Source organism: Allobosea sp. CRIB-10, assembly GCF_900112185.1.
In the GTDB taxonomy this organism is placed as follows: Bacteria; Pseudomonadota; Alphaproteobacteria; order Rhizobiales; family Beijerinckiaceae; genus Allobosea.
In genome coordinates this window covers 20,421-31,447 of the sequence record NZ_FOKP01000042.1, presented here as the reverse complement: position 1 = coordinate 31,447, position 11,027 = coordinate 20,421, and the positions used below count along the sequence as shown (strand labels likewise).

General features: G+C 67.5%; 8 protein-coding genes. 1 reads left to right on the top strand and 7 read right to left on the bottom strand.

Annotation, left to right across the window (positions count from 1 at the left end; genetic code table 11):
• Positions 1–227: 227 nt before the first annotated feature.
• From BMZ69_RS29635 to BMZ69_RS29610, 6 genes are all read right to left on the bottom strand, one after another.
• On the bottom strand, positions 228–1,814 hold the full coding sequence (locus BMZ69_RS29635; RefSeq protein WP_092163612.1) for an ABC transporter substrate-binding protein: 1,587 nt from the start codon (positions 1,812–1,814) through the stop codon (positions 228–230).
• Between the two features lie 86 nt (positions 1,815–1,900).
• Positions 1,901–3,394, bottom strand: coding sequence for an amidase (locus tag BMZ69_RS29630; protein ID WP_092163611.1), 1,494 nt, complete (start codon positions 3,392–3,394; stop codon positions 1,901–1,903).
• Positions 3,395–3,657: 263 nt separating this feature from the next.
• Positions 3,658–5,055 carry a dihydrolipoyl dehydrogenase gene (lpdA, locus tag BMZ69_RS29625; RefSeq protein ID WP_092163610.1) on the bottom strand — a complete coding sequence of 466 codons (1,398 nt, stop codon included), beginning with the start codon at positions 5,053–5,055 and terminating at the stop codon, positions 3,658–3,660.
• Positions 5,056–5,071: 16 nt separating this feature from the next.
• Positions 5,072–6,385: a dihydrolipoamide acetyltransferase family protein gene (locus BMZ69_RS29620; protein ID WP_092163609.1), complete on the bottom strand. Its 1,314-nt coding sequence runs from the start codon at positions 6,383–6,385 to the stop codon at positions 5,072–5,074.
• On the bottom strand, positions 6,385–7,401 hold the full coding sequence (locus BMZ69_RS29615; RefSeq protein ID WP_092163608.1) for an alpha-ketoacid dehydrogenase subunit beta: 1,017 nt from the start codon (positions 7,399–7,401) through the stop codon (positions 6,385–6,387). The genes BMZ69_RS29620 and BMZ69_RS29615 overlap by 1 nt, the downstream gene beginning before the upstream one ends.
• 3 nt (positions 7,402–7,404) lie before the next feature.
• Positions 7,405–8,637 carry a 3-methyl-2-oxobutanoate dehydrogenase (2-methylpropanoyl-transferring) subunit alpha gene (locus BMZ69_RS29610; protein WP_092163607.1) on the bottom strand — a complete coding sequence of 411 codons (1,233 nt, stop codon included), beginning with the start codon at positions 8,635–8,637 and terminating at the stop codon, positions 7,405–7,407.
• Between the two features lie 210 nt (positions 8,638–8,847).
• On the opposite strand from BMZ69_RS29610, the gene BMZ69_RS29605 reads away from it, so the two are divergent.
• A complete protein-coding gene (locus BMZ69_RS29605) occupies positions 8,848–9,348 on the top strand; it encodes an Lrp/AsnC family transcriptional regulator (RefSeq protein WP_092163606.1) in 501 nt (166 codons plus the stop codon).
• A gap of 5 nt (positions 9,349–9,353) precedes the next feature.
• On the opposite strand, the gene ggt is transcribed toward BMZ69_RS29605, so the two are convergent.
• Positions 9,354–10,967, bottom strand: a complete 1,614-nt coding sequence (gene ggt, locus BMZ69_RS29600; protein WP_092163605.1) for a gamma-glutamyltransferase — start codon at positions 10,965–10,967, stop codon at positions 9,354–9,356.
• Positions 10,968–11,027 lie beyond the last annotated feature (60 nt).

Here is an 11,027-nt window from a genome sequence, read left to right as displayed (position 1 = left end):
GGCTTGGTGTCCCTCAGGGCTGTCGGTCTTCCACCTGCCACCGCAACCGCTGGTATAGCAGATGAGGCAAAATGAGAGTTACAAGGTGTTCGGAGTGGCAACGTTGGCCTGAACCCACCCGCGCGGTCAGGCCTCGCGGAACTGGTCGAACGGCCTACACCTCACCCTGCCCTCTCCTTACAGGAGAGGGTTCCCCGCGCCTTCCCGTCACGTTTGAGGGCCAGTCTTCACCCCCGCTTCAGCCCCCAAGGGTACGGCGCCGAGCCCGGCAGCATGCCGGTCAGGCCCTTGCGATAGGCCGTCTTGATCACGAACTGGCCGAGCGGGATCGTGGCGCATTCCTCAAGCGCGAGGCGCCCGAGCGCGACGGCGACCTGCTTCTGCTTGGCCTCGTCGGGCGCATAGAGCCATTCCTCGGCCATCTCCTCGGCCTTGGCATTGGTCCACCAGCCGAACCAGCCTTTGTCGCCCGGGCCTCGCACGAGGTTGGACAGGGCCGGGTTGCCCCAGCCGACGGCCGCGCCGGTGGTGTGGAAGATGCTCCAGCCGCCCTTCTCGACCGGCTCGCGGCTGTTGCGGCGCTGGATCACCGTGCCCCAGTCGCTCGCCGCCATCTCGACATTCATGCCCATCGACTTCAGCAACTCGTAGGTGACGTCGCCGAGCGGGCCGATATCGGGGAAGTCGGTTGGGTTGATGATGACGACCTTCTCGCCATTGTAGCCGGACTCCTTCAGCGCCGCCTTGGCCTTGTCGAGGCTCTGCGGCATCAGGTCCTCGAGCTCGCCGGTGTAATAGGGCGTGCCGCGCCACCACAGGTTCCGGCAGAGCTGCCAGGCTGTGGTGTCGTCGCCCTGCGACGCCCGCATATAGTCTTCCTGGTTGACGCCGAGGCGGACGGCCGCGCGCACCTTCGGATTGTTGAAGGGCGGCTGCAGATGGTTCAGCCGCATGATCGAGCCGCGGCCGTTCTTGTCGATGACCTCGCGGACGATATCGGGGCTCCTCGCCAGCAGCGGCTGCAGGTCGGCGAGCGGGCGCTCCCACCAGTCGATCTCGCCCTTGGTCAGGGCGGCGGCGGCGGTTGCAGGGTCTGGCAGGATCGGCCATTCGATCCGCTTGAAATGGGCGACCTTGCCGCCGGCATTGCGGCTCGGCGGCTCGCTGCGCGGCTTGTAGGCCTCGTTCTTCTCGTAGACGACGCGGCTGCCCGAGACGTATTCGCTGGCGACGAATTTGTAGGGCCCTGAGCCGGTCATCTCGGTGACCTGCTTGGTCGCCTCGGTCTTGGCGAGGCGCTCCGGCATGATGAAGGGTGGGTTGTCCGCCTTGGCCATGCAGTCGAGCATCATCGGGAAGGGCCGGGTCAGCTTGATCTCGATGGTGCGCTCGTCCGGCGCGCCCCAGGCCTCGACGGCCTTGATCAGGAGCTGGCCGTAGGGATCGCGCTGGCACCAGCGCTTCAGGCTCTCGATGCAGTCGGCCGGGCGAACGGGCTGGCCGTCATGGAAGGCGAGCCCCTCGCGCAGCTTGATCTTCCAGACCTTGCCGTCGGCCGAGATCTCGTGGCCCTCGGCCATTTGCGGCTGCGGCTTGAGATTGAGGTCGCCGCCATAGAGCGTGTCGAAGACGTAATAGCCGTGGTTGTTGGTGACGGTCGCGGTGGTCCAGATCGGATCGAGCGAGGTGAGGTTGGCCTGCGGCGCCATCTTGAGCACGGTCGCGCTCGGCGCCTGTGCCATCGCCTCCCGCGCCAGCGCTGGAGCGAACAGGGCGGCGGCTGCCGTGCCCTGCAGGAACTGACGACGCTTCATATGGTCTCTCCCCTTTTATGATTGGATCGTGCGGCTACAAACTCTGTTCATCCTGCTGTTGTGGCTTGGAAAACTGCGTGCCTCGGCTAGTCGAAGCCGAGGAAATTCGGGCTGTCCGCGAGCCTCGGCGCGGCCTTCAGCCTGGCGATATCCGGCACGGGGCGCGCCGTCAGCGGATCGCCGGCCAAGAGTGACTCGAGCGCCGCCGCGACCGCAAGCACCTTGGCGTCGCCGCCGCGCGAGCCGACGATCTGCAGGCCGAAGGGCATGCCGTTGCGGTCGAGCCCGACCGGCAGCGAGATCGCGGGATGGCCGACGATCGTCACCGCATAGGCATTCGCCAGCCAGTGGAAATAGGTCCGCGTCGGCTTGCCGTCGATCTCCGCGGGATAGAGCTCGGACCAGGGCCGCGGCGACAGCGTGATCGCCGGCGAGAGGATGACGTCGTAGCTTTCGAAGAAGCGCTGCCACTCATGATAGAGCACGGTCTGCTGCTTGAGGGCCCGGGTGACGTCGAGCGCGCCATAGCGCAGGCCTTCCTCGACATTGGCGCGGACATTGGGACCGACCATGTCCGGCGTCTTGACCGAGCGCTCGTGATGGCTGGCGAGGAAGGAGACGGCGCGCAGCACCTCGAAGCTCTCATCGGTGCCAGCGCAGTTCGGCGTCGCCTCGTCGACCCGGCCGAAGACTTGGCTGAAGCGGCCGACCTTGTCGGTAAAGACCTCGCGGATGTGTTTTTCAGTGGGCGTGAAGCCGAAATCCGGGGTGATCGCCACCTTCAGCGAGGAGAGATCGCAAGGGTCCGGCCGGGCGAAGTCTTCCGCGCGCCGGACCTGCTTGCCATGGATGGTCGTCGCCAGCGGGTCGGCGGCGTCGTCGCTGACCATGGTCGAGAGCAGAAGGCAGAGATCCGGCACGGTACGCGCCATCGGGCCGAGCACCGGAAGCGGGTTCCAGCCGAGCGGACGCTTGTCGCTCGGCACCAGCCCCGGCGTCGGGCGGAAGCCGACGATGCCGTTGAAGGCAGCCGGGTTACGCAAGGAGCCGCCGGTGTCCGAGCCGGTGGCGATCGGCACCATATTGGTCGCGAGCGCGACGCCCGAGCCGCCGGAGGAGCCGGCGGCCGAGCGCGAGGGATCGAACGGATTGCCGGTGACGCCATAGACGGCGTTGCGGGTGTTGGCGCCAGCGCCCCATTCCGGCGTGTTGGTCTTGCCGACGATGACGGCGCCCGCCTTGCGCACGGAGGCGACGATGCCCTGGTCCTGCGTTGGGACATGGTCGGCGAAGAGCGGGCTGCCATAGGTGGTGCGCAGGCCCGCGACGTCTTCCAGGTCCTTGATGCCAATCGGCAGGCCGTGCAGCGCCGGCAGATCATAGCCGCGCATGGTGGCGGCGTCGGCCGCCTTCGCGGTTGCGCGGGCACGATCGTCGTCGCGCGCCACCATGGCGTTGACGGCGGGATCGACCGCGTCGATCCGGGCAAGGCAACTTTCGAGCAGTTCGCTCGCCGAGAGCTTCTTCTCGCCGATCAGGCGGCGGGCGGTGACGGCATCGAGATCGCAGGGTTCGGTCACGGCTGAAAGCTCCGGCAGTCAGGGCGGGTCCGTCCTGACCCGTCCTGACAGTCGAAGCGGCCAAGGCTATCTCGTCAAGCCTCGTCGGGCGTGGGGCTGTCGCGCGCTGGCGACCTGCCTCGGCGCTGCCCCCTCCCAACCCTCCCCCGTTCCGGGAGAGGGCTCCCGCGCCTCATTCTGCTCAGTCCATGCGGAAGAGGGCGCCTCTCTCTCCCGGAACGGGGAAGAGAGGGAGAGGGGGCTATTTGACGACTGACGCCCGCTCAGATGTGCAAGGCGTGGCCCAGCGCCTTCAGCGCCGATTCCTGGAAGGCCTCGCCCAGCGTGGGATGCGCGTGGATCGTGCCGGCGACGTCTTCGAGCCGCGCGCCCATCTCGATGGCGAGGCCGAAGGCGGCGGACAGCTCCGAGACGCCCTGACCGACCGCCTGGATACCGAGGACGAGATGGTTGTCGGCCCGGGCGACGATGCGCACGAAACCGGCCTCGCCATGGCGGGTCATGGCGCGGCCATTGGCCTGGAACGGGAAGAGCCCGATCTTGGTCTCGTAGCCGGCGGCCTTCGCTTCCGCCGGCGACAGGCCGGCCGAGACGATCTCGGGATCGGTGAAGCAGATCGCCGGGATGCAGGCCTTGTCCCAGATCCGCGGCTCGCCCGCGATGATCTCGGCGACCATCTCGCCCTGCGCCATGGCGCGGTGCGCCAGCATAGGCTCGCCGGTGACGTCGCCGATGGCGTAGATGCCGCGCATCGAGGTCTCGCAGCGCTCGCCGATGCGGATGAAGCGGCCGTCCATGTCGAGCACGAGCTCGTCGAGACCGAGCTTAGCCGTTGCCGGCGCGCGGCCGACCGTGACCAGGATCTTGTCGGCCGGCAGCTCGCGCTCCTTGCCGTCGGCCGTCTCGATGCGCAGGCCGTCGCCCTTGGCGGTCTGGCCGAGCGCCTTGGCCCCGAGCAGGACCTCGACGCCGAGCGTCGAGAGACTCTTGGCGACGGGCGCAGTCAGTTCGGCATCGTAGAGCGGCAGGATCTTCCCCTGCGCCTCGACGACGGTGACCTTGCTGCCGAGCTTGGCAAAGGCAGTGCCGAGCTCGAGCCCGATATAGCCGCCGCCGACCACGACGAGGCGCTTCGGCAGCTCGGGCAGCGCCAGCGCTCCGGTGGACGAGATGACGTTGCCGCCGAAGGGCAGGAAGGGCAGCTCGACGGGCACCGAGCCGGTCGCGATCACGATCGCCTCGGCCGTGATGGTCTTAGGGCCGGTCTCCGTCTCGACCGCCACGGTCTTGCCGTCGCGGAAGCGGGCCTGGCCGTGGACGATCTTGACCTTGGCCTTGCGCAACAGCCCGGCGACGCCGTTGTTGAGGCGCTGGACGATGCCGTCCTTCCAGGCGACGGCCTGCTTCAGGTCGAGCTTGGGCTCGGCGGCGGTGAGGCCGAACGGCGTCTTGCCGGCGGCGGCATGGGCCGCCTTCTCGAATTCCTCGGCGACATGGATCATCGCCTTGGAGGGGATGCAGCCGATGTTGAGGCAGGTGCCCCCGAGCTTGGTGCTCTCGACGATGACGGTGTCGATCCCGAGCTGTCCGGCGCGGATGGCGCAGACATAGCCGCCCGGGCCGGCGCCGATGACGAGGAGCTTGCAGGTGATGTCGGTCATGGCTCGCTCCCGCCGCTCACATATCCACGAACAGCGTCGCCGGCGTCTCCAGCAGCTCTTTCAGCCGCTGCACGAAGACCGCCGCATCCCAGCCGTCGACGACGCGGTGGTCGAAGCTGGAGGAGAGGTTCATCATCTTGCGCGGCACGAAGGTCGTGCCGTCCCAGACCGGGCGGACCACCATCTTGTTGACGCCGACGATCGCGACCTCGGGATGGTTGATCACCGGGGTGGTGGCGATGCCGCCCAATGCGCCGAGCGAGGTGATGGTGATGGTCGAGCCGGTGAGCTCGTCGCGCGTCGCCGAGCCGTCGCGGGCCCGTTCGGCCAGGCGCGAGAGCTCGATGGCGCAACCCCAGAGATCGCGTGCCTCGGCATGCTTGACCACCGGCACCATCAGGCCGGACGGCGCCTGGGTGGCGATGCCGATATCGATGCCGGCATGCTGATGGACGATGCCGGCCTCGTCGTCATAGAGCGCATTGAGATTGGGCTGCTCGCCGAGCGCCTTGACCATCGCCCGCATCAGGAAGGGCAATATCGTCAGCTTCGGCCGCTCGGCCGTCGGCTTCTTGTTGAGCGCGGCGCGCAGGTCTTCGAGCGCGGAGACATCGACTTCTTCGACGATCGTGATGTGCGGGATGCGCGACTTCGACAGCGCCATCTTCTCCGCGATGCGGCGGCGCAAGCCCACGATCTTGACGTCCGTGATTCCTGTCCTGGCGACTAGCCCGCCCTTGGTCGGAGCCTCGGGGCCGCGCAGGATGAAGGCGTCGAGGTCCTCATGGGTGACGCGGCCGGCCGGGCCGGAGCCCTGGACCTGGCGCAGATCGACGCCGGCCTCGCGCGCCTTCAGCCTGACGGCAGGCGATGCCAGCGGCTTTTCGCCGACCGGACGGCGCGGCGCCGGCGTGGTGGCGACAGGCGCCGGGCGGGCCGGAGCAGCGGGCTTCGGCGTCGGCAACTGCTTGGGAGCGGGCTCGGGAGCGACCGCCGGCGCGGCCACAGGAGCCGCGGCAGCGGGCTTTTCCTTCGGCGGCTCTGCCGGCGCTTCGGCCTCGGCCGATGCCTCGGTCGCGGCGCCGTCGCCTGAGACCTTGAGCTTCACCAGCGCCGAGCCGATCGCGACGGTGTCGCCGATCTCGGCGCCGACCCAGGTGACCTCGCCCTCGACAGGAGAGGGGATCTCGACGGTCGCCTTGTCGGTCATCACCGCGGCGATCAGATCGTCCTCGCGGACGATGTCGCCGACCTTGACGTGCCACTCGACCAGCTCGGCCTCGGCGATGCCCTCGCCGACATCGGGCAGCTTGATGATGCGCTCGGCCATCAGCGTGCCTCCATGATGTCGCGAAGCGCCCGTCCAAGACGGGCGGGGCCGGGGAAGTAGTCCCATTCCTGGGCGTGCGGGTAAGGTGTATCCCAGCCGGTGACGCGCATGATCGGCGCCTCCAGATGGTAGAAGCAGTGCTGCTGGATGAGCGCGGCGAGCTCGGCGCCGAAGCCCGAGGTCAGCGTCGCCTCGTGCAGGACGATGCAGCGGCCGGTCTTGGAGACCGAAGCCACGATCGCATCAAGGTCGAGCGGCAGCAGGGTGCGCAGGTCGATGATCTCGGCGTCGATGCCGGTCTCCTCGGTGGCGGCCTGGGCGACATGGACCATGGTGCCGTAGGTGACGATGGTGACGGCCGAACCTTCGCGGCGGATCGCGGCCTTGCCGAGCGGGATGGTGTAGTGGCCTTCCTCGACCTCGCCGAGCTCGTGCTTCGACCAGGGCGTGACCGGGCGGTCGTGATGGCCGTCGAACGGGCCATTATAGAGCCGCTTCGGCTCGAGGAAGATCACGGGATCCGGATCCTCGATCGCCGCGATCAGCAGGCCCTTGGCGTCGCGCGGATTGGACGGCACCACCGTCTTCAGGCCGGAGACATGGGTGAACAGGGCCTCGGGGCTCTGGCTGTGGGTCTGGCCGCCGAAGATGCCGCCGCCGGTCGGCATGCGGATCACCATCGGGCAGGTGAAGTCGCCGGCCGAGCGGTAGCGCAGGCGCGCGGCTTCCGAGACGATCTGGTCATAGGCCGGGTACATGTAGTCGGCGAACTGGATCTCGACGCAGGGGCGCAGGCCATAGGCCGCCATGCCGATCGCGGTGCCGACGATGCCGAGCTCGCTGATCGGTGCGTCGAAGCAGCGGTTGACGCCGTATTTCTGCTGGAGGCCGTGGGTGCAGCGGAAGACGCCGCCGAAATAGCCGACATCCTCGCCATAGACGACGACATTGTCGTCGCGGCCCATGGAGACGTCGAGGGCCGAGCGGATCGCCTCGATCATGGTCATGCGGGCCATGGCTCAGACTCCGATCTGCTGGCGCTGGCGGCGCAGATGCGGCGGCAGCTCGGCATAGACGTCCTCGAACATGTCGCGCGAGGAGGGCTTGCCGCCGGCATGCAGCGTGCCGAAGCTCTCGGCTTCCTTCTGGGCGGCAATGACGGTCGCCAGGATCTCGGCCTCGGCCTGCTTGTGGCGCTCCTCGGTCCAGGCGCCGATCGCGATCAGGTGCTGCTTCAGCCGGACGATGGGGTCGCCGAGCGGCCAGTCGTCGGATTCGTGCTTGGGGCGATAGGCGGAGGGATCGTCCGAGGTCGAATGCGCGCCGGCGCGGTAGGTGACGTATTCGATCAGGGTCGGCCCGAGATTGCGGCGGGCCCGCTCGATCGCCCACTGCGCCACGGCATAGGTGGCGAGGTAGTCGTTGCCGTCGACTCGCAGCGCCGGGATGCCGAAGCCGAGGCCGCGGGCGGCGAAGGTGCCCGAACCGCCGCGGGCAATGCCCTGGAAGGTCGAGATCGCCCACTGGTTGTTGACGACGTTGAGGACGACGGGTGCCTTGTAGGTCGAGGCGAAGACCAGCGCGGCGTGGAAATCCGATTCCGCCGTCGAGCCGTCGCCGACCCAGGCGGCTGCGATCTTGGTGTCGCCCTTGATCGCGGAAGCCATAGCCCAGCCCACCGCCTGGATGTATTGGGTGGTGAGGTTGCCCGAGATCGAGAAGAAGCCGTTCTCCTTGGAGGAGTACATCACCGGCAATTGCCGGCCCTTCATCGGGTCGCGCTCGTTCGAGTAGATCTGGCACATCATCTCGACGAGCGGATAGTCGTGCGCGATCAGGAGCCCGGCCTGGCGATAGGTCGGGAAGTTCATGTCGCCCTTGCCGAGCGCGATGCGGAAGGCGCAGGAGACAGCCTCCTCGCCGGTGTGCTGCATGTAGAACGAGGTCTTGCCCTGGCGCTGCGCCATCTGCATGCGGGCGTCGAAGGCGCGCAGCGTCAGCATGTGGCGCAGGCCCCGGATCAGCTCGTCCTTGGAGAGCTCGGGGACCCAGGGGCCGACCGCCTCGCCCTCGCGGTCGAGCACGCGGATGATCGAATAGGCGAGATCGCGGATCTCGCGGGGATCGACATCGACCGGCGGGCGCTGCACCGAGCCGGCCTTCGGGATCACGACGTGGGAGAAGTCGGGCTTTTCGCCGGGGCGGCTGGCGGGGACGGGAACATGGAACCGAAGCGGTGAGGGGTCTGTCATGTCCACGCTCCCTAGGCTCTCGCTCTACCCAGCATTCCGCGCCACGATGTTGGCCGCAAGGCGCGTTTGCAGGCACGCCCGTCTGGGCGCAGTCCTTATGCGGGCATATTAGGGTTGCAGATCATCAAGTTCTTGCCGAAATGGCCTTGAGATTGAGGCATAGTCAGAGGATTATTCTGCAATATCAGAGATTGACGGAAAATTCATTCGATGGCGATCAAGGCACGGCGTGGCGAGGAATTGGATGCGATCGATCGGCGCATCCTCTCGGCCCTGAACGAGGACGGGCGGCTGACGATCAATGCGCTGGCCGAGAAGGTCGGCCTCTCGCCCTCGCCGTGCTGGACGCGGGTGAAGCGGCTCGAAGAGAACGGCGCGATCGAGAAATATGTCGCGGTGCTCAACCACCGCGCGCTCGGCCTTGACAATGTCGTCTTCATCGAGATCACGCTCGACAAGCATGACGACAAATTGCTCGATAGCTTCGGCGAGGCGCTGACGCGGATTCCGGAAGTGGTCGAGGCTCATCTCGTCACCGGCGACTATGACTACCTGGTCAAGGCCGTGGTCAGCGGCACCGAGCACTATGAGCGCTTCCTGCGCGAGAAGATCTACCGCCTGCCGGGCATGCGGCAGTCGCGCACGACCTTCGGCCTGCGCACGCTGAAGCGGGCGATCTCGGTCGACCCGCTGCAGATCGCGCCGCTCTAGCCGCCCTACGCCGGCACCGAGATCGCCATGCCGTCGCGCTGCGGGTCGGCGCCGCCGGTGGCGAGCCCGTCCTCGATCTTGACACCATGGAGCGCCGCGAAGGGGTAGCTCTGGGCCGAGCGCTTGACGTCGTAGCCCTGCGCCTTGAGCTCGGCTTCGACGCTGCGGCGGATGCGGTTGCTGATGTCGATCGAATTCGAGACGCCCATCACGCGCGGCGCCGCCACCGCCTCCAGCATCGACATCTCGAAGTCGATAACATTGCTGATACCCTGCGCCATCGCCGGGGCGATATAGCTGCCGCCCGGCGCGCCCATCACGATGAAGGGCTTGTCGTCCTTGAAGACGATGGTCGGCGCGGCCGAGGAGGAGCGCCGTTTGCCGGGCGCGATCGAGCCGGCGCGGCCGGGGCGCGGATCGAAGCGGCTCATCGTGCCGTTGTAGATGAAGCCGAGCCCCTCGGTGATCGCGCCCGACGGGCTGCCGAGCGTATGGGTCAGCGCCACCGCATTGCCGTGCCTATCGACCACGGTGACATGGGTGGTCTCGCGCGAGGATGAGCGCTCCAGCCGCTTCACATCGGCGCGCTCGCCGCGGCGGATGCTCTCAGCCAGTTCCGCTGCATGCTCCCTGGAGATCAGTCGCTCGACGGGCACGTCGACATAGGCCGGATCGCCCATGAACTGGTCCTTATCGATGGTCATGCGCTTCATCGCCTCGGCCAGCAGGCGGACATGCTCGGCGCTGCCATGGGTAAGCGAGCCGATATCGAAAGGCTCCAGCATGTGCAGGATCTGCAGCATCGACATGCCGCTCGCCGGCGGTGGGGAGGTCGAGATGCGGTGGCCGCGATAGGAGCCCCAGATCGGCTCGGCCACCGAAAGCTCGTAGCGGGCAAGGTCCTCGCGCGAGATCAGCCCGCCATGCGCCGCAAAGTCGGCGGCGATCTCCTCGGCAAGCTCGCCATGGTAGAACAGGTCGGCGCCGCCCTTGGCGAGCCGCTCCAGCGTATTGGCCATGTCGGCGTTGACGATGATGTCGCCCGGGCGCTTCGCGCTGCCATCGGGGCGGAAATACAGAGCCTTGCCGGTCTCGCTGTAGCGCAGCTTGTCCGAGGTGTTGACCTGGCCGGAGCCGCTCTGGTCCTGCGTCCAGAACCAGTGCATGTGCGGGCGCACCAGCACGCCCTCGCGCGCCTGCCTGATCGCCGGCGCCATGACGTCGGCCCAGTCCATCGTGCCGAAGCGCGACAGCACATGGTTATAGCCCTTGACGCTGCCGGGCGTGCAGACGGCAAGGTGGCCGAACTCGTTGATGCCGCCCTCGAGCAGGAAGGCGAAGCCGTCGCGCGACTGGCCGCGCAGCTTCTCCTGCCACATGTCGGGCTTCGCCGCATAGGAGGCGCGGGCGTAGAACTCGACGATCTCGTGGACGCCCTTGCCCGGCATGTAGAGCTGCATCGAGCCGAAGCCGCCGATGCCCGACATCAGCGGATCGACCACCCCCTGCATGAAGGCGCAGGCGATGGCCGCGTCGATCGCATTGCCGCCGCGCTCCAGCACGGCCGCGCCGGCTTCGGCGGCTTCCGGCTGCGGGGCGACGATCATTCCGTTTTTCATGGCGAAGGCTCTTCAGTTCGCATTGCACGTCCCGTCATGGTCGGGCTTGTCCCGACCATC

Coding starts and splice junctions, on each gene's coding strand:
- BMZ69_RS29635 (WP_092163612.1), bottom strand. CDS start 1,814: ATGAAGCGTCGTCAGTTCCTGCAGGGCACGGCAGCCGCCGCCCTGTTC.
- lpdA (WP_092163610.1), bottom strand. CDS start 5,055: ATGACCGACATCACCTGCAAGCTCCTCGTCATCGGCGCCGGCCCGGGC.
- BMZ69_RS29620 (WP_092163609.1), bottom strand. CDS start 6,385: ATGGCCGAGCGCATCATCAAGCTGCCCGATGTCGGCGAGGGCATCGCC.
- BMZ69_RS29615 (WP_092163608.1), bottom strand. CDS start 7,401: ATGGCCCGCATGACCATGATCGAGGCGATCCGCTCGGCCCTCGACGTC.
- BMZ69_RS29610 (WP_092163607.1), bottom strand. CDS start 8,637: ATGACAGACCCCTCACCGCTTCGGTTCCATGTTCCCGTCCCCGCCAGC.
- BMZ69_RS29605 (WP_092163606.1), top strand. CDS start 8,848: ATGGCGATCAAGGCACGGCGTGGCGAGGAATTGGATGCGATCGATCGG.
- ggt (WP_092163605.1), bottom strand. CDS start 10,967: ATGAAAAACGGAATGATCGTCGCCCCGCAGCCGGAAGCCGCCGAAGCC.